Genomic DNA, 18945 nt, shown 5'->3' with positions numbered 1-18945 from the left:
GAACCATCCCTCTTGGTAAGAAATCATTCAGGATAATCTTGTCTACCTTCTATTTTTTAGTATTACCATTTTAAAAATTTTTATGCATAAATTTTTTAAAAGCTGGACAAAATTTAATACTGGGATATATTGCTCTGATTTTTCTGGTTCTAATTTGTTTTAGATTGCTTCCATGGAAGCAATCTAAAAGCGAACTGAGGTTTGTTATTAATTTATATATCCACTTAAACGTTCTGGATACATTATCAAAAGCTGATTTAATATTATATCCCAATTTCTGTACCTCTGTGTCCACTTTCTTACAACATTTTTTGTTGCAAGATAAAGCATTTTCTCTAACGCTGTATCGTTTGGAAATACTGATTTTGTCTTTGTCACTTTTCTAAATTGTCTATGAACTCCTTCTATGATGTTTGTTGTATAAATTATCTTCCTTATTCTGCCGGGGGAAACTTAAAAAACGATGTTAGTAGCTTCCAGTTGTTTTCCCAGCTCCTAAACGCATAAGGATACTGTTTCCCCCATTTCTCTTTTACCTGACAAAAATTGTCCAACGCTTCTTCTTCATTAGTTGCCTGATACACTTTTTTAAAATCCTTTGAAAATTCTTTTATATGCTTGTATGAAACATACTTGAACGAATTGACTTGGCTGATGAATAATACACCTTTGAATATCGCTTTTTGGGAACACTGCTTCTATTGCTTCCTTTAAACCTGTCAACCCATCAACACAAAATAGTAATACCTCTTCCACTCCCCTTGTATAATTATTTTCGTAAGACACATCAAAAAAATTCCAATAAAATAACAACCAAAGTTTCGGTTAACATAAGATTTTAAGACGCATCGACTAAAATAACATTTCTAATCCATCCTCTTTGAGAGGAAAGCAGCGCAAAATCACTTCTCGCTGCTTGTGGCTTCTAATCTTTAGCCACTTTTTAAAACACTATCTTTAACGCTGGCCTCTTGCCAGCCTTGCTAACTTTGATATAATTCTTTCTATCTGGGCATGGAATTTAATGTCCTTACCCCCCTGGGTGCGGATTTTTAAATCCCGCTTACCCGCAAACGAGACTATTATTCCATTCCAGGTAAGTCTAAACTATTTGGCTGGTTGAGGCCAGCTTAAAACCTAATTAAAGCTGGTTCCTCGTATCACTTGCAAGGTTGTATACTTACCTTCGCTCGGAATGGAAAACTCATGCCCTAATTCAATTTTAAAACTACTTACGAGGAGGTCTTACGCCATGAACTTAAAACCTATTGCCGGGATTGATGTCTCTAAATATTTCAGCGAAATGGTGGTTATCTCTCCTACAAATGAAATAATCGCTCGCTTGACTATCCATCACAACAATCCCTCTGACTTTGATAGGGCTATCGAAATCCTTAAAAAAGTTGAAGAGGATTTCGCGGCTCGCCCTACCATCGTCATGGAAGCCACAGGGCATTACCACAAAATCCTCTCCCGCTTCTTTACTTCTAATGGCTGGGATGTTGCAATTATCAACCCCATCCAATCTAATTCTATCAAAAATGCGGGAGTTAGAAAAGTAAAAAATGATAAAATTGATGCCCTGTGGATTGCCTTAACTTTCAGACTTACTAACTCTACTACAGCACAACCTTCATCTGAAATCCTTGACTGCTTGAAAAACCTATGCCGTCAGTATTACAACCTCAGCGATGAGTTAACCTCTTACAAATATAGACTTACTTCTGTCGTCGACCAAATTATGCTCAATTTCAAAGAGGTCTTCCCTGACATTTGCTCTAAAACATCTTTGGCTATACTTGAAAACTACCCCACTCCAAACGATATCTTGGGCGCTGACACCGAAAAACTTATTTCCATCATTCAGCAAACTTCTAAAAAAAGCTACCAATGGGCTAAAGAAAAATACGAACTACTCATTGCAAAAGCTAAAGAATTTAAGTCTTTTTCTATCTCCAACTTGGCAAATGTTACTATGCTTAAAGTCTATATTAACATGGTCTTAACTTTACAGCAAAACATCGACAAAATTTTTGAATCCATAAATCAACTTGTTCAGCAGTCTTCACAGACTCAGCCTTCTATATCCGAAAATATTAACCTTCTTCAATCTATCCCCGGCATAGGTTTTCTATCCGCTGCAACTATCCTTGCTGAAATAGGTGATTTCGAAAAATTTTCAAAACCCAATAAACTTGTTGCCTTCTTTGGCATTGATCCTTCCGTAAATCAATCCGGGCAATTTGTCGGCACAAAAAACAAAATGTCTAAACGTGGCTCTAAAATCTTGCGAAGAATCTTATTTACAATTGCTCTTGCTAATATCAGAACCAAAAGAGATTCTAAGCCTTGTAATCCTGTGCTATTCGAATACTATCAGAAAAAATGCCAACAAAAGCCTAAAAAAGTTGCATTAGGCGCTGTTATGAGAAAAATTATTTGTATCATCTTTGCTGTTATGCGTGATAAAAAACCTTTTGAACTTAGAACTCCTGAGGAACATATTCGAAGATGCTTTAATAACACTGCTGTTTATTGCGTATAAATAGTTGTTTTATTAATGAAACATTAGTTAACCATAATATGTGCTCAGCCTCCATATGTTATGTCAACTTCTAATGGATGGCTTACTTTCTTATACCCTTTTAAAAGAATTTTCTACCATAAAATGTTATCAAAAATTTTTTAAAAAACTCTTGACTTTAATTAGCTGGTCTTGTTTTCAAGTCATTTAAAACACCCAACCAGAATTTAGAGCTTTCACTTTCTCCAATCCATATTCCTAAAACATCCTTATATCCTTCAATGTTAATACCTAAAACAACATAGGCAGCTTTATTCACAATTTTACCCTCATCTTTTATCTTGTAATGGATCGCGTCCATGAAAATAAACGGATACATCTTTTCCAATGGTCTATTTTGCCATTCTCTTATCTCAGGGATAATTTTCTCTGTAATTTTGCTAACCATTTCGCTAGATACTTCAATACCATAAATATCTTTAATTTGCTCATGAATGTCTCGTGTTGTCATTCCTCTTGAATACAGGGCTATGATTTTGTCTTCAATCTCTGAAATATCTCTTTTGTACTTAGGAATTTTCTTGGGTTCAAATTCACCTTCTCTATCTCTTGGAATATCAAGTTCCATTTCACCAAACTTAGTTTTGACAGTTTTTTGACTATAACCATTTCGTGAATTTGTTGTTTTTTTATTTTTGACATCATATTTTTCATAGCCTAAACTTTCTTCAATCTCTGCTTCTAAAAAACTTTGGAGTAAGTCTTTGAATAGATCCTTCAAGCTTTCATAAATGTCACTTACACTCTGGATGTTATTTTTCCTTATGAACTCAAGCAATTGTTCTTTTGTTAAAACATTTTCCATAACAAAAACCTCCCTCTTGGATATTTTTGTTTATATTCTGATTCTTACCAAGAAGGAGGTCCTTATACTTTACACAAAATTATTTATAGTCTCGTCTCTTCAATTCCATTGAATACTTCGCTATATCTTTCTTATAACTTGCTATCTCCACTATGCCTTCTCCAAACATATTTGAAAGTTTCTCTATCTTTGCTATAATATTATCAATTATTTTGCTCCCTCATTTGGTCCGTTTTCCTTTTAGTTTTTTGTATTTTCACCACATTATTTTATATCATTCTTTCTTTTCTACCAAGAGGAGGGAGCTATTTTTCTATCTCAAATCCTATAAATATTTTACACTAAGTTATGCTGCTAACTCATCTATATACTTCTTTCTTTCTGTCCATTTTATAGGTGTTATCTCATACTCTAAAAAAGCTCTTATTATATCTGATGAAACATCGTTGTCTTCATCGTTTAAGATTGTATACAATTTTGTTTCACCAGTTCGTGTTACCTTTGTATCATTCCATGCAAATATTATTGACTTTGTAATATCTTTGGTAGGATTATTTACAGCTTTTATAAACCTCTCCGGAGCATTTTTAGAATATGGTATAACAAAATCAAATCTATAATTAAAACCACTTTTTCCAATTAAGCTAAAACCTGGGACATACCTAATATCATTTGCTTTTAGAAAATTCTCTACATCTTCTAAAAATATCGACATTACATTCTGGCGCGACAACATGAACATATCATTGATTGCTAATATTGCCTGTATTAAGTTATGCTTGTACAAAGGAAAAGTCTTTAAATCGCACTTAACTACCAACGCTTCCTTTTCTAGACTAATACCAAAGCCATTTAAAATAGTTTTTAGAATTTGTTTCCTTCTTTCTGTGTTCATTTCCATTCCTGACATGGCTAAATCATTTAGCGTATATCCACCGTCGGTCAAGGTCAGTTTGTCACCTTCTTTTATCACATAAATTTGGATATAGTCGTTGTGTCTGTCAAGAAAGGGAGTAGTCAGTTCAAAAACATTATTCTCTAATTTTTTTATATCAGTATTCTCTTTTAACCATTTTAAATAAGAATCGATAAAAAATTTTGCTTCTAACACTTCACTCATCTATGTCATCACCGCCTGAACGGTAGGAATTTCTACGATATTGCAAAATCTACAAAAATCTACAAATGTTTGTATTAGGTCTTTAGGATTTTTGAAACACTTAAAGTCCTCTAATGGATAAGCCCACTTATCTCCATATCCTTCTTTGTATATATGTATGTGGTTAGGTCCAATAACTGTTCCATCTGGGTTCCTGTGAGGTTTTGTATCAATATCCAATCTTACTAAGGTTATAACTGTCTGATATCTTTCGTTGTATGTACAACGTGTTAGTTTAAACGTACCCTTTCTATTAATATCTATTAATAGTCTTTCCGAAATATTATCTAAACAAACTACGTTTAAAGTTAACGAACTATCTACCATAGGAAAAACAATTTGTTTTTCAAGGATTGCTTTTTTGGTTTGAATCAAGTAATTAGCTAACTCCTGTTCAAGCAAAATAATTCCTCCTAAAACTAATACCATTACTCAAGATTATACACTAATCTTCTCACATTTTCTATAAATTCTTTGCTTGCCAAATAAAAGTTTTAACAATTCGTTAATCGTGTTCTGCGCCTAAAATTCCTGTCTACCTACTTAGCCTTCTTGCTATTTGCTTTAATAGCTTCAAATCTTCCTCCTGAAGATTTTGAACCAGCAGCAACAACTCTTTTATATCGTCAGAGGCAGTTTCTTTGTTTGCATCTGATGGAGTTTGCAGTTGACAGTTTTTTGTGTCTTACTTTTCAGAAGAGCGCATATCAGTCCTGCATAGCAGATAATATATGTTTACTAAAAAGAAATCAGCAATTTTATTTAAGGGTGCTGAGGTTGGTTCTATGGATACTATTTTCACTATTCCTAATCTGTATTCAAAATTTCCATATCAAGTCTTGAAAAATGTTTCTTATCAAAAGTGAATATTTTGTTGTTCCTCAACTTTGCCATGTGATGAGAAAGATATGCATCAATGAAATCAACATTGCTCTCTTTGTAGCTTTTAAGTGCAAAAAGAACAACATCACCTTCTTCTGCTTCAATACCATCAGAACATATGAAAGCACTTAGAATATCAGCTATCTCCTTCCTTGGTACCTTATAAAACGATTCAAGAGTCCATACAACCTTCGCAATTGTAATTGGTGCAACAAGCAGTTTTAACTTCCCTTGCTCCGCCTCAAGCATAATCTTTTGAGACTTCTGAAAAAACTCCTGGTGGTCTTGCAAAAGATATCTCAAAATAACATTTGTATCAACCCAAACTTTTTCCATTATTGTGGCCCTTTCACTCTTTTTTCCCAGATCTCTTTTGTACTATTTGCTTCATGTTCCAAATACGTGAACGCAACTGATGACTTCAAAGACCCGCCAAGCTCTGATAGTTTTCTCTTCTTATTACTTCAATTACAACTTTGCCATCGTCCTGCATCGTGAAAAAGTACGGTGTTTCCTATCTCCCCACCAATAATTTTCCATATCTAAGCTGGCAGTTATACCTGACTCTTCCAGTAATCTTTGACGTTGCCTGTATCACCTAAAACATCTCTCTACCAAATTGTTCTGAGTTTATTATAATCCATGAAGTTAAAATCTCAATGAGTAGGTACATTGTTCATTGAATGCTGAATAATGAATAACTATATAACAAGAAAATAGGGTTCACCAACAAAAAGTTCAGCCATAAAAATAACCAATTTTTTATAAAACCTTTGCACAACCCCCAAACATACAACCAACTTACAAAAGTTTTCATGGGTTCTGCATAATTCACGTCATCTGTACCCTTTTTAAACCTCCAGAACATAAAATTAGGGAACCTTATTGTATTCTACAAGCTCGTTTACTCTGCAATAGCTTCCAGAATTATTTTCTTCATTGGTTGTTTGAACTGATTATTATAAGAATTTGAGAAAATTTTTTATCATTGTTGCAAGCTCTATAACAATTTCTTGGTGCACTCTTGAAGGTGCAGGGTTCACATCGTAAATAACGCCATTAATATTTTTATTTTAACTCTATTGACAAAAAAGTGTCAATCTTGTATTATATATGAGTGTAGTTGAATATAATCATAGAATGAAGGGGTAATTATGAACTTAGCTGAAATCTTAAAAATTCTTGGTGATGAATGCAGACTGCGAATAATCAATCTGCTTTTACAGCAAAGTCTTTGTGTTTGTGACATAGAAAGAATACTTGGCACAACACAGTCCAACACTTCAAGACATCTAAACAAATTGAAAGTGGCTGGTATTTTATCAGCTTCAAAAAAATCGCAGTGGATATATTACAGTATGAACGACAGGTTCTTACAAGAAAATGAAAAGTTAATTGAATTTCTAAAGGAAAAGTTTTCTCAACAAGAGATTTTTAAAGATGATTTAATTCGGTTAAAAGAGTTGAAAGAAAAAGGTGAAGAGTGTGAGCATGTTTTAACAAAAGTGCAAAGGAGTGATATTTAAAATGAAACCAAGAGTTGCTTTTGTATGTGTTGGCAATTCATGTCGAAGCCAGATGGCAGAAGGTTTTGCCAAACACTATGGAAAAGATTTGATTGAAGTATACAGTGCAGGAACAGATATCGCAAAAGAGGTAAACCCGCTTGCCATTGAAGTCATGAAAGAGGCTGGAATTGATATATCTTCACATTTCCCAAAGACAATATTTGACATTCCAAAAGAGGTAGACTTTTTAATCACAATGGGATGTGGTGTTGAGTGCCCGTTTATCCCATGCAAGGTCAAAGAGGATTGGGGGCTACCTGACCCAGCAGGAAAACCCATTGAAGAATTTAGAAAAGTAAGAGATGAAATAGAAAAAAAGGTTTTAGAGCTTCTTGAAAGAATTAAAAAAGAATATTATGGGGAGGAAAAATAAAAATGGAGCAGAAAAAAGGCTTGTCGTTTTTAGACAGATTTTTGACAGTTTGGATTTTGCTTGCTATGATTGTAGGTGTTCTGATAGGGTACTTTTTCCCAAACTTTGCAAATGTGCTAAATAGGCTTAGCATTGGAACAACATCAATTCCAATTGCTATTGGGTTAATTCTGATGATGTATCCTCCTCTTGCAAAAGTAAGATATGAAGAGATAGGAAAGACAAAAGCAGGTAAAAAACCTTTTGGAATTGCAATTTTATACAACTGGTTTATAGGACCTGTTGTCATGTTTTTGCTTGCCATCTTGCTTTTGAGAGATTATCCGCATTATATGATAGGAGTAATATTGGTAGGTTTGGCTCGATGCATTGCGATGGTTCTTGTGTGGAATGACCTTGCAGATGGTGATAGAGATTTTGTTGCGGGGCTCGTTGCTCTCAACGCAATCTGGCAGGTTCTCACTTATTCAGTACTTGCATATGTGTTTATAAAGATACTTCCTCCACTTTTTGGAATAAGCACATCTGCAATTGCTCTGCATATTTCAATGAAAGAAATAGCAATTTCGGTGTTTATTTACCTTGGCATTCCTTTTATAGCGGGGGTATTGACAAGGATTTTACTTGTCAGGAAAAAAGGCAGAGAATGGTACGAAAAGAATTTTGTGCCCAAGATAAGTCCAATAACCTTGGTAGCACTGCTTTTCACAGTCATTGTGATGTTCTCGTTAAAAGGAAAATACATTGTCACTTTGCCACTTCATGTGTTGAGGATTGCAATACCACTTTCGTTGTATTTTGTTATAATGTTTTTGATAACATTCTTTACATCATATAAAAGAAAATATCCTTATCCTGAGAGTGCAACTGTTGGTCTGACAGCAGCAAGCAACGACTTTGAACTTGCAATTGCAGTTGCTGTTGCAACCTTTGGATTGGGTTCAGGTGAGGCCTTTGCAACAGTTATTGGTCCTCTGATTGAGGTTCCCGTTATGCTTCTTTTGGTAAACGTTGCTCTGTTTTTAAAAAAGAAACTTTATGGTTATTAAGAAAAAATGGTATAAAAAATTTTTATTGAAAAATTGAAAAAGAGTCAAAAAGTAAATTTTTAAAATTGTTGCCAATTCCCGCAGTAAGCAGGAATTGGCTTTTTGGTCACGCTAAACAGAGGGTATTAACTTTAAATTAGAATAAAAACTAACAGTCTTATTTTTTGTTGCTTATTTTTTATCACTTAAAATTTAAATAGAATCCCGTCCTTTCAAAAAATTCATCTGATATTTTTTTCAAAATTTCTTCCTGTACCCCTTCACTTAGTTTTATCTTTACCTCTCTTGTTGAAGGATAAATACTGGGATTTTTTTGAATCTCTACTTTATATTTTGACAATATCTCTTTTAATATGTTTATCATCTCAACCTGATTTATTGACTGAGACACTTTTATATCCCATCCGGTTTTCTCTGAGAGTTCCTCAATCTTGTCTTTATACCTCTCACCCACAAAAGGTGTCACAAACGAAAGTTCTATATATTTTCCACCTTCTTTGATGCTTTTTTTGTAGACTTTATCCTTCTCACTTTCAAAATAGAGGTCAATCAAAAGAAGTGCTTTGTTCTGCTCCATCCTGGGCTTTTGCAAATCTACCTTTTCTTCTTGATTTTTACCCTCCACATCAAATATTAGACTTATCCCAGTTTCCTCTAAAAATTTTTCAGATATGCTTTTCATTTTCTCAAAATCTTCTTTTATTCTTATAACAATAGCATTTATTACAGGATTATATGAAAATTTCAAAACCTTAACGTTATAATCTTTGAGAAGATTTTTAACATATTCTGAAGCATACGTCAGATTAATATTGGGATTTATGTCAACTTTCCAGAGTGTCAATTTTTCAAATTCCTTTATTTTTTCTTCAAGCTTTTTTGCAACCTGCGGGAAATGAAAATAAAATATAACCACCTTGTTTTCAATGTCCATACCAACCTTGTATAGTCCAAATTCTGCAAACATTTCAAATGCAAGCTCTCGCATTCTGTTCTGCTCCATAGGCTTTGGCTTTAACCTTTCTTCAACCTCTTGGGCTGATAAAATCCTAAACAGGTAAGGTTTTCTGGGGTTTTGTTCAAAATAAACCGACTCTTTTAAAAGTTCAAATACCCTGTTTACTTCATCTTTTTCTAAAAATTCTTTCCCATTCCAAATCAAAATGGCATGTTCAGCAGTTATGTGATTTGACTCTTGTTTATTCTCTACAAGGTACTGCCACAAAAGTTTCAAGTTCTCTTCATTTAAAAGTTCTTGATTGTTTAGTTTTTTGACATTAAAAAATGATAACTGCTTTCTTGGCTTTTCAATTGAAATTGAATTTATCTCACCATTTTGTGGAACAATTATATTTGATTCAAGCTCCTTTACTGCCATATCCGAAATTTGCGAAATTGCATCTTCACTGCCATGTGCAAAAATGACCGTCCTTGGTCTGAGCGTTGCCAAAAATCCAAGTATTCTATCTCTGTCGCTATGTGCCGAAAGCCCATACTTTTCAACCCTGCACTTTACTTCATATTCTTTGCCATTTAGATCAATCTTTCTTTCGTTTTCAGGCAGTTCTGCAAGCTCTAAAAGTTTTCTTCCGGGCGCTTCTTCGTCCTGATACCCTGTTATTGCAATCAGCGCATTTTGACTTTGTACAATCTTTTCTGCATAAAAGACAGAAGGTCCGCCTGTGAGCATACCAGAGCTTGAGATTATGACACATGGGTCTGAAGAAGAAATTATTTCTTCTCTCTGTTTTTTATCAGATACAACATTTATATTATCTGCTAAAAATATTTCTTCTCCTTTTAACACTCTCTTGTAATACCGTGAAGACAAATAAGTTGGATTGTTCCTATAAACTCTTATAACTTCTCTTACCATTCCATCAATAAACACATTGAAACTGACCTTTCTTTTTTTCATATAGTTTCTGAGGATAAGAATAATCTCCTGAGCTCTTCCAATTGCAAAGGCAGGAATTAAAACCTTGCCACCTTGAGATATAACCTCTGCTACTGTGTTAAAAAGCCTCTCCTCTTCAAAACTTCTGTTTGTGTGAAGCCTGTCACCGTAGGTTGACTCGCATATGACAATATCAGGCCTAATTTTTGGAACTGAGGCTTTATCGACAGTCAGCTGTTTGTCTGCCGAAAAGTCGCCTGTGTAAAGTATGCTACCTTCTTGAGTCTGAATAAATATCATGGAAGCACCAAGGATATGGCCTGCCGAGAAAAATGTCACCTTAATCCCTTCAATGGGTTCAAATGTGTAGTTAAATCCATAGGTAAGGGTTCTATCAAGCAAATCTTCTACATTTTTCTCGGCATAGATGGGTATTTCATCTTCTGCAATCTCCATTATTCTCAAGCTATCATACAAAAGCACTTTTATTAAATCCTTGGTTGGCTGATTTGCATAAAAGAAAATTTGAGGATATTCTCTTGCAATAAGAGGAAGGCTTCCTATATGGTCAAGGTGAGCATGCGAAATAAGACAAACATCAACACCGCCAAGCTCGCGAAGAAGCTGCAAGTTTGGGAGTTTGTCTTCTTTCATTCTTATACCAGAGTCAATAAGTATATTTTTGTTGCAAGCCTTTATTAAAACGCACGATGCGCCAACTTCTTTGGCTCCGCCAAGAAATACAATCTCCATCTTTAAAGCTTCACTCCATATCAAGATTTTTATCAAAATTCAGCTCAGCTACAATCATCCCAATTAAAATTAAACCACATCCCACATAAGAAATCAAAGGTAAAATCTCAGTTGTGTTGTTTGGCCCAGACGGTATTATGGCAGAAAAAATTGCACCAAAAACAGGCTCAGCAGAAAAAATGAGTGCTGTATGAGTGGGTGTTGTGTATTTCTGGACAAAAACTTGAGCAGTAAATGCCAATGCTGTCCCTAAAATACCTGTTATCAAAATAGTAATAATGGCTGTAAGATTTATTTTAACATTCATGATATTAATACCAAAGATCATTGAAACCATCACATATAAAAATGCTGCGCTCATCAGCTGAAAAATTGCAATGTTTATTGTATTTATATTATCTTTTGCCGTGAATATGTCAATAAAGATAATTTGAAACACAAACCCAAGGTCAGCAAGAAGGGTAAGAAAATCACCAAAATTAAAATTTGAAAGTTTTGCACCACTTAAAAGCCAAAGCCCAGCAAAAGCCAACACTACACCGGCAGTAACATTAATTTTGGGTATCTTTCTCTCAATCAGAGCTACAAATACAGGAACCAAGATGACAGTCAGCCCAGTTATAAAAGCTGATTTTGATGCATATGTATATTTTAGTCCTATAACCTGCAATAGCATCCCACTAAATAGAAAAAATCCAATGATACTACCATAAAGAACTTCCCTTAATTTCAACCCTCTTAGATTTTTCCAGAATATTACTAAAACTATCAGCCAGGCAAGAGTAAATCTGACAGCCAAAAATGCCACTGGGTTCATATCTAAAACTGTGTTTTTCATGAGTACAAACGAACTTCCCCATACCATTGTAACAAAAAGCAAAACGGCATCTGCTAAAATCTTTCGTTTCCCACTCAAGTTTTTTCTTCCTTTCTGTATAAAAATCTTTTCTGGCAGCTAAAAAGGGCTGCCATTAAAACCCAAAAGACAGCCCTCTTATGCTTGCTCTCAAATATACACTTTTTAATCTTACCACAATCATAGTATCTTTTGCAAAAACTGTCTTGTCCTCTCTTGCTTTGGATTTGTGAAAATCTCTTCAGGCAGCCCTTCCTCCACAATCTTCCCCTTGTCCATAAACACAACCCTGTCTGCAACCTCTCTCGCAAATCCCATCTCATGAGTCACAACAAGCATTGTCATACCTTCCTCTGCGAGCTCTTTCATGACGTTCAAAACCTCACCCACAAGTTCAGGGTCAAGCGCAGATGTCGGCTCATCAAACAGCATCACTTTAGGTTTCATAGCCAAAGCTCTGGCAATTGCAACTCTTTGCTGCTGTCCACCAGAAAGCTGTGCAGGGTATGAATTTGCCTTGTCTTTGAGCCCTACCTTCTCAAGAAGCTCCATTCCAAGCTCCACTGCCTCTTCTTTTTTCATTTTATTCACAACAACAGGTCCAACTATCACATTCTCAAGTGCAGTCATGTGAGGAAAAAGATTAAACCTTTGAAATACCATACCTATTTGTGAACAAAATCTTGCTATCTCTTTTGAGCTATGTTTTTTATGCTTTTCGTGAAACCCTTTGTCTTCAATAACAAATCCGTCAATTTCAATATACCCTGAATTGATTCTCTCTAAATGGTTAAGGCAGCGCAAGAAAGTGCTTTTGCCAGATCCAGACGGACCTATTATAACCACAACTTCTCCTCTGTTTACCTCTAAGGACACCTTGTCCAGCACAAGATTGTGCCCGAAATATTTAACAATGTTTTTTGCAATTATTATTTTTCTATTGTTCTTACCATTACTGTTGCTCATACTTTCCCAGCCTCTTTTCAAGCCAATTGAATATTGTAGAAAAAACTGTGGTAAGAGCCAAATATATCACAAGTGCAGCTATATAAATCTCTGCATCCCTTCCTGTTGCAGACGCTTTTAATTGTGCAGCGCGCATAAGCTCAACCATTCCTATTGTTGATACCAGTGAAGAGTCTTTCAAAAGCGCAATAAACTCATTGCCAATTGGTGGTATCAATCTCTTGTACGTTTGAGGAACAATTACATATCTCATGGTCTGAAGGTATGTCATTCCAAGAGCCTTTGCTGCTTCGTACTGCCCTTTGTCAATTGACAGAATTGCTGCCCTTATTATCTCTGCAGTGTATGCACCTGAGTTAATTATAAGAGCAATTGCACCTGCCAAAAATGCTGGCAGTGTCAGAGCAGGCACAATTTTGGGAAGACCATAGTAAATAAAGAATATTTGCAAAAGCAGTGGTGTTCCTCTAAAAAGCCATACATAAAAGCTGCCAATATAATTCAAAACTTTTATTTTCGAAATTCTAAAAAGAGCTGCAACAAGTCCAAACACAAGCCCGATTGTAACTGCAATCGCAGTAAGTTCAATTGTAACAACGCTTGCTTTCAAAAGAACAGGAAAGTATTTTATTATGACATTGTCTGTCAACTCATGCCACCTCTATTTTACTTTGTAATGTCTTCACCAAACCATTTTTCAGATATTTTTGCAATAGTTCCGTCCTTCTCTAACTGGTCTAAAATCTTTTGAATTTCATTGTACAGGTCCTTGTCCTCTTTTCTTAGAGCTATTCCCACAGGCTCTCTTTCGAGCTGAGCAGGTGCTATATCAAACTTTTCAGGATTTTGTTTTTTATAGTAGTAAGCAACAACACTGTCTATCACAACTGCTTTTATTCTTCCAATGTCAAGGTCGTTGAAAGCATCAGTTATCCTTTCATATCGTGTGACATCTTTTTCATAGTTTATAAACTTCATCTTTTGAACAGCACTGTCACCTGTTGTGTTTGCTTGAACGCCTATCTTTATCCCTTTTAAATCTTCAAAACTTTTGATTGAGTTATCACCCTTTTTCACAGCAATAACCTGACGGATGTAAAGATATGGTCCTGCTAAATTGAAAGCTTTCTTTCTCTCATCTGTGATACTAAAGCATGAAATAATAGCATCAAACTTTTTAGACTTTAAAGCGCTCTGGATTCCGCTCCAGTCAACCGCAACAATCTTTAGCTTCGCACCAAGCTTTTTAGCTATCTCATTTGCTAAATCCACGTCAAACCCCACTGTGTTGTTGTTATCATCAGTAAACTCCATTGGTGGGAACGTGTTGTCCATGCCAACCACAAACTCTTTAGTCTTCTTTATCTTCTCTAAGGTTGTCATGTTTTTCTCATTTGATGAGCATCCGCTTAAAAACGGAATAAAAAGTGCTATTAGTAAAACCAACGCTATGGCCTTCTTATACATTTATATATCCCCTTTCGTTGATTTAATTTATAAACATACCTTAATAATTATACACCCATTTTGAATTTTATCAATATCAAAATTAAGCAAAATTACTGTTTCTATTTAAATACAGCCTTGCTCAAAATATATGCAATCCACTCTCTTGTTGCAAAACTATTTAACTTTAAACCTTTTACCTCGTTTGGACTTATCAGTCGATTGTCCACAAAAGCATTTATATACTGGTTTGCCCATGACTTATAATTATTTTTTGAGGTAGACTTAAGTTTAAGATACCTTGCCAAAATTGCAAATGCCTGCTCATAAGTGACCCCATCGTTCGGCTTGAAAACTAATCTATTTTGTTTATCTTTTATCCCTGTGATAATTCCCATCTTATAAAGGGTTTCTATCTCAGATTTTGCCCAGCAGTTTTGAATGTCTGAAAAAGAATACTTTTTGATGTTCTTTTCTATTTTTATATCAAATACATTTACAAAAAGCTTTACAAACTCCTGACGGGTTACATTGTTTTTTGGCTTGAAAGTGCCATCTTTATACCCATCAATCTTTCCCATGCTTGCAAGAAAAAGAATGTGGTCTTTGTACGGCGAATTTCTAATATCACTAAACAGCAAAGAACCATCTGAAGGCATAAGAATTACTCTAACTGGCAGGATAAACATGCTCTGTGGAATCAAAACTGAATTTGACTCAGACGAAAAAGTTTTTTTGTCAGAAAAATAAACTGTCAGTTGTCTGTCTGAATCTCTTGTAAATCCCTTTACATAGTAGCTCTTATTTGTCTTTGAATATAGTACAATTCGCATATTATTCGTACCATTAAAGTAGTATTCAACCTTGCAAAACACATCTGCTGCAAACACCTTTGGTTGCCATAATAAAACTACTGCCAATATCAAACAAATAAGAGTTTTTTGAAAACCTTTCATCTTGTTTTATCACCTTCTTGTCCACAACATTTTTATTGCATGCTTGTAACAACGTGATAGAAAAAGGCTAAAACATATTCTCTTGTTGCTGTTTCTTTAGGATTGAACGTAACATAGTCAAAAAGCCAGCCCATCTTGTACGCTTTTTTCAATGATAAAATGTATTTGTCGTCGGCAGAAAGTTTTGTCCATGCAACATTGTCTGCTGAGATTTCATTGCCAGTGTAAATCTCATAAAACTTTACCATCATATCTACAGCGGCTTCTTTTGTGAGAATAGAATTGTCCTGGGTATTTTCAATTAGCCCTGATTTGTACGCTTTTTTAACATAATCGTCAATTATCTCAAACCTGTAGAGTCTTTTCTTCTCTGCAAAATATACCAAAAAAGAGGCAAGCTCCTGTTTTGACACAGCGCTTTTTATCCCTATTGTATCGCTTGTATCATCGCTGGGAATAGTCTTAAAAAGATTGTAAAGCTTTGTTGCGTAGCTACTTGAAATTATGTCCTTGTAAAAGCTTTTTCTTACAATTACAGTTGCCTGAGGCGTTTGCAAATTAAAAGTCACACTTTTGTTGTCACTTGCAAACTCAACACCATCTGGCTCTTTCCAAGAAAGAGAGGTCAAATCAAAAACATATGGTATTGCGACTGACCATGGTTCCCTGTTTACAAGTGAAATTTTAATTGGCATTGGAAAATATGATATTCCTACCTGCTTTGTCAAGCTTGAAGCTGTGTATCTGATATCATACACTTCAGAGACAGCATCTTTCACATTATATTTGTCAGATGCTTTTATAAATGTTAGTTCACTATAGATACTTGATGGTGATACACCAGACACTGTCAGTTTATTTATGTCGCTACTGTCGATGGCAGTGAAACTAAACTGCGAAGATGCTCCATCTAAAGTGACAATACAATCTTTATTGAGCTTAACAAGTGCTTTTAAAACATCGTATCTCATTTTTATCACAAATTGGTAAATAGATTGGTTTGTTCTCTTTGTAAAGTCAATTGAAACAGGCTTTGAGTCCAAAGACTCATTGACATATCTATAGGTAATCTCTATTATCATCTTGCCAGTTGCAGGGTCTTCTACTGTTATAAATGGCAGAGTTGTGTCCTGGACAGAATCAAACACACCTGTATACTCGCTTACATCCTTTTTGGTAACAAAAGAGATAATTTCTGTCGACTGGGATAGCTGACCATCAGAAGCTATAGCAAAAAGTCTTGCCCAGTACCTTGTGTTGGGTTTCAAGCCCGTTACTTTATATTCAGTTGCATCTGTGTCGGTCGTGTACTTCTGGGAGTTTGAAAATGAAATATTGTCAGCTATCTCTATGACATATCTTCTCCCTGTCTCGGCCATCTCCCAAACAAAAATGGCGTAGTCTTTCCCATAGTCTTTTATACCAAAAGCTACTGGAGTTTTCGGTGGAGGAACCTTTTGTGTCCTGCCAAAAACAGGACTGCTAAACTCTGAATACACTTTCTGATTGTCTTTGATGATATATGCCCTAACCCTAAAATAGTAGAGCGTATCAGGTTTTAGATTCTGGACTGTGAAATAACAAAGGCCGGTGGTATAATCAACCTCTTTTATAGGCGGCTTAAAACTGTCAGATGCAACCTGCCATGCATTTGCGTTTTTAATGTCTTCTGATACCTGAATTTCAAAATACACATTCTCTATGTAGCTCCATGAAAGCAGGGCAGAGTTATACGTTGTTGTCACAACGCTCAAGTTTTCAACAACTGGAACTGAAGAAGGCAGCGGCACTTCATACTTTATTAGCGTTGTTGCCATTACAACATTAGATGGTAATGAATAATAAATACTACTGTCAATCTTTCTCATTGATCTAACAAAAAATACATACCTTGTATTTGGCAGGAGATTACTTACTCTGAAAACTACCTTGCCTGATTGATCTATCTGATAGTCAGAAAGTATTATTTTTTGAAAACTTGCTGTGTCAAGATTTTCTGGATTAGTTATATCCATTCCATCCTGGTACACTGCAAAGTTGACCTCATAGAAGATGCTTCTGTCCACCGTCGGTGGCTGGACACCTGCAATAGTTATAGGCTGCCATGACAAAACTACAGAATCGTAAGTTGTATAAACAACAGACAAAAGTGTCGGAGTGGTTGGTGGCGTTATGTCCCCAGATAAGGTATACGATATTGTCAAAGCAGGGGTTGATTCTTTGTAAATGTATGTCCCCTGTTCATAATCGTAAAACTTTTTTTTCACAACAACCTTCAAAACATAAACAGTATTTTTTTCAAGACCTGTGATGTCAAACCTGTAATATCCTGTTGGAAGATTGTTCTCGTCCTTTTCCTCATCAGAACTTTTCATCTGATAATTGGATACAAAAGAAATAAAATCAGCATTGTTATCCGAATATTTTTTGTAATAAAAATCGTACACAACCTCTTTGTCTGTTGGTATTTTGAATCGCAAAGAGATTGTATCTTGAGACTTAGGAAAAGCTGTTAAATTTTCTGCCGCAGGTGGTGCAAAAGGTAGTGTATATGGATGAACATAAAGGTCTTTTGATCTGATAGAAACTTTTCTTCCGAAACTATCAAAAACATCAACCTGTATTCTGAAAAACACATCGTCTGTTATGCTTACAACAGCAAAAAACTCGTTCGCCGAAACTGTACCAATTAAAGTGGGTATCTGATCTTTGCTACCTTTGTAAATCTCATACTCGTTTTCAGCAATTGACACTTTTGCCCACCTGAGCCACACAACATTGTCAGCAATTCTCTGAGCCTCTGCCTGAATGTATGTTGCCGCCTCACCAATTACCTTAATATTTGGTGGTGTGTATGTTTGCGGGTCACGCCAGATTACCTCTTGCGGCAAATTTCTCGGCAAAACTTTTACATAGTAAAGACTGCTTGGTGAAAGTCCAGCTGCTGTGTATTTGAGTTTTCTGCCCGGCAGAATTTCAACTCTTCCACCTGGTTTTTGGCTCTGAAGTAAAGTTATCCTGTCACCATCAATCTGATACTTCGTTGGAGTTGTAAAGCTTATGTCCTTTGACACATATATGTCATAATCTATTCTCTTGCCAGAATAGTAAACATCGTCCCACACTATATCAATAGCATCTTCAGCATTTGTATAACATTCAACAAAGATAGGTGTTAAAAACACAATAGTGTTTGAATATGAAGAGTAATAAACAACACTTCCTGTTTGCTCCTGCAAAACTCTCACGCTTCTTACCTTGGCATAAAAAATTGTGCCGCTTGGAATCTTTTGTCCGTTTGGCAGACTTTGAACCTTATAGGTATAGCTCCCGTTTGAAACTGTAAGGTTTGGGTCGTTTTTGTATATGGTATATCCATAAGGAAATCTTGTAGGGTCATCACCAAGATATAGCTCGAAGTAGTCAAAGTCAGAATAGCTGTACTGCCACGAAAAATAAAGGGTTATAGTCCCATCTTGAGCTACTTCCATCCGCGGAAGATTATTTTCAAGTGTTATATTCAAACTCTGAGGTGCAGGAAGAACAATTGCAGGCTGTGCTATTAGATTTTGGGGAACCAAAGCAATCAAAAAAGATATTAAAAGGAAAATCGAAACTATTTTACTTGCGATGGATTTCATCTTGTCACTC

Annotated in this window: 14 protein-coding genes and 3 pseudogenes; 4 read left to right on the top strand and 13 right to left on the bottom strand. The window is 35.3% G+C overall.

Annotated features, from left to right (window positions below):
* Nucleotides 1-207: 207 nt before the first annotated feature.
* Nucleotides 208-765, bottom strand: a pseudogene (locus CALHY_RS04280) (IS256 family transposase); the annotation flags it as partial.
* A 487-nt stretch (nt 766-1252) separates the two neighbouring features.
* Here CALHY_RS04280 and CALHY_RS04275 point away from each other — a divergent pair.
* On the top strand, nt 1253-2545 hold the full coding sequence (locus tag CALHY_RS04275) for an IS110 family RNA-guided transposase (RefSeq protein WP_013402778.1): 1293 nt from the start codon (nt 1253-1255) through the stop codon (nt 2543-2545).
* A gap of 169 nt (nt 2546-2714) precedes the next feature.
* On the opposite strand, the pseudogene CALHY_RS04270 reads toward CALHY_RS04275, so the two are convergent.
* The 5 genes and pseudogenes from CALHY_RS04270 to CALHY_RS13860 all read right to left on the bottom strand — a co-directional run.
* Nucleotides 2715-3389 (bottom strand): annotated as a pseudogene (locus CALHY_RS04270) (IS256 family transposase); the annotation flags it as partial.
* Between the two features lie 346 nt (nt 3390-3735).
* The gene (locus CALHY_RS04265; protein ID WP_013402776.1) at nt 3736-4509 is read right to left on the bottom strand and encodes a DUF1829 domain-containing protein; all 774 of its coding nucleotides are present in this window, start codon (nt 4507-4509) and stop codon (nt 3736-3738) included.
* Nucleotides 4510-4950: a DUF6978 family protein gene (locus CALHY_RS04260; protein WP_238524582.1), complete on the bottom strand. Its 441-nt coding sequence runs from the start codon at nt 4948-4950 to the stop codon at nt 4510-4512.
* Nucleotides 4951-5355: 405 nt separating this feature from the next.
* Nucleotides 5356-5766 (bottom strand): PIN domain-containing protein, encoded by a 411-nt coding sequence (locus tag CALHY_RS04255; RefSeq protein ID WP_013402774.1) that lies wholly within the window; start codon nt 5764-5766, stop codon nt 5356-5358.
* 632 nt (nt 5767-6398) lie between these two features.
* Nucleotides 6399-6494 (bottom strand): annotated as a pseudogene (locus tag CALHY_RS13860) (Uma2 family endonuclease); the annotation flags it as partial.
* A gap of 90 nt (nt 6495-6584) precedes the next feature.
* Here CALHY_RS13860 and CALHY_RS04250 point away from each other — a divergent pair.
* From CALHY_RS04250 to arsB, 3 genes are read left to right on the top strand one after another with little or no spacing between them, the layout of a single operon-like run.
* A complete protein-coding gene (locus tag CALHY_RS04250) occupies nt 6585-6956 on the top strand; it encodes an ArsR/SmtB family transcription factor (protein WP_013402773.1) in 372 nt (123 codons plus the stop codon).
* 1 nt (nt 6957) lies between these two features.
* Nucleotides 6958-7371 (top strand): arsenate reductase ArsC, encoded by a 414-nt coding sequence (locus CALHY_RS04245; protein ID WP_013402772.1) that lies wholly within the window; start codon nt 6958-6960, stop codon nt 7369-7371.
* Nucleotides 7372-7373: 2 nt separating this feature from the next.
* The gene (gene arsB / locus CALHY_RS04240; RefSeq protein ID WP_013402771.1) at nt 7374-8420 is read left to right on the top strand and encodes an ACR3 family arsenite efflux transporter; all 1047 of its coding nucleotides are present in this window, start codon (nt 7374-7376) and stop codon (nt 8418-8420) included.
* Between the two features lie 181 nt (nt 8421-8601).
* Here arsB and CALHY_RS04235 read toward each other — a convergent pair whose 3' ends face one another.
* From CALHY_RS04235 to CALHY_RS04205, 7 genes are all read right to left on the bottom strand, one after another.
* A complete protein-coding gene (locus CALHY_RS04235; protein ID WP_013402770.1) occupies nt 8602-11070 on the bottom strand; it encodes an MBL fold metallo-hydrolase in 2469 nt (822 codons plus the stop codon).
* 10 nt (nt 11071-11080) lie between these two features.
* A complete protein-coding gene (locus tag CALHY_RS04230; protein WP_013402769.1) occupies nt 11081-11986 on the bottom strand; it encodes a DMT family transporter in 906 nt (301 codons plus the stop codon).
* A gap of 120 nt (nt 11987-12106) precedes the next feature.
* Nucleotides 12107-12892, bottom strand: coding sequence for an ectoine/hydroxyectoine ABC transporter ATP-binding protein EhuA (gene ehuA / locus CALHY_RS04225; RefSeq protein ID WP_013402768.1), 786 nt, complete (start codon nt 12890-12892; stop codon nt 12107-12109).
* Entirely contained in the window at nt 12879-13541 is a 663-nt protein-coding gene (locus CALHY_RS04220; RefSeq protein ID WP_013402767.1) for an amino acid ABC transporter permease, read from the bottom strand. Before CALHY_RS04220 ends, ehuA begins: the two co-directional genes overlap by 14 nt.
* 17 nt (nt 13542-13558) lie before the next feature.
* Nucleotides 13559-14359, bottom strand: coding sequence for an ABC transporter substrate-binding protein (locus tag CALHY_RS04215; RefSeq protein WP_013402766.1), 801 nt, complete (start codon nt 14357-14359; stop codon nt 13559-13561).
* Between the two features lie 101 nt (nt 14360-14460).
* Nucleotides 14461-15294, bottom strand: a complete 834-nt coding sequence (locus CALHY_RS04210) for an S-layer homology domain-containing protein (protein ID WP_013402765.1) — start codon at nt 15292-15294, stop codon at nt 14461-14463.
* A gap of 32 nt (nt 15295-15326) precedes the next feature.
* Nucleotides 15327-18935, bottom strand: a complete 3609-nt coding sequence (locus CALHY_RS04205; RefSeq protein WP_013402764.1) for a fibronectin type III domain-containing protein — start codon at nt 18933-18935, stop codon at nt 15327-15329.
* Nucleotides 18936-18945 lie beyond the last annotated feature (10 nt).

It is taken from the genome of Caldicellulosiruptor hydrothermalis 108 (assembly GCF_000166355.1).
Classification (GTDB): Bacteria; Bacillota; Thermoanaerobacteria; order Caldicellulosiruptorales; family Caldicellulosiruptoraceae; genus Caldicellulosiruptor; species Caldicellulosiruptor hydrothermalis.
Note: the sequence above shows the minus strand (reverse complement) of the source record. Positions and strands in the feature narration are given on the sequence as shown.

Coding starts and splice junctions, on each gene's coding strand:
- CALHY_RS04275 (WP_013402778.1), top strand. CDS start 1,253: ATGAACTTAAAACCTATTGCCGGGATTGATGTCTCTAAATATTTCAGC.
- CALHY_RS04265 (WP_013402776.1), bottom strand. CDS start 4,509: ATGAGTGAAGTGTTAGAAGCAAAATTTTTTATCGATTCTTATTTAAAA.
- CALHY_RS04255 (WP_013402774.1), bottom strand. CDS start 5,766: ATGGAAAAAGTTTGGGTTGATACAAATGTTATTTTGAGATATCTTTTG.
- CALHY_RS04250 (WP_013402773.1), top strand. CDS start 6,585: ATGAACTTAGCTGAAATCTTAAAAATTCTTGGTGATGAATGCAGACTG.
- CALHY_RS04245 (WP_013402772.1), top strand. CDS start 6,958: ATGAAACCAAGAGTTGCTTTTGTATGTGTTGGCAATTCATGTCGAAGC.
- arsB (WP_013402771.1), top strand. CDS start 7,374: ATGGAGCAGAAAAAAGGCTTGTCGTTTTTAGACAGATTTTTGACAGTT.
- CALHY_RS04235 (WP_013402770.1), bottom strand. CDS start 11,070: ATGGAGATTGTATTTCTTGGCGGAGCCAAAGAAGTTGGCGCATCGTGC.
- ehuA (WP_013402768.1), bottom strand. CDS start 12,892: ATGAGCAACAGTAATGGTAAGAACAATAGAAAAATAATAATTGCAAAA.
- CALHY_RS04215 (WP_013402766.1), bottom strand. CDS start 14,359: ATGTATAAGAAGGCCATAGCGTTGGTTTTACTAATAGCACTTTTTATT.
- CALHY_RS04210 (WP_013402765.1), bottom strand. CDS start 15,294: ATGAAAGGTTTTCAAAAAACTCTTATTTGTTTGATATTGGCAGTAGTT.
- CALHY_RS04205 (WP_013402764.1), bottom strand. CDS start 18,935: ATGAAATCCATCGCAAGTAAAATAGTTTCGATTTTCCTTTTAATATCT.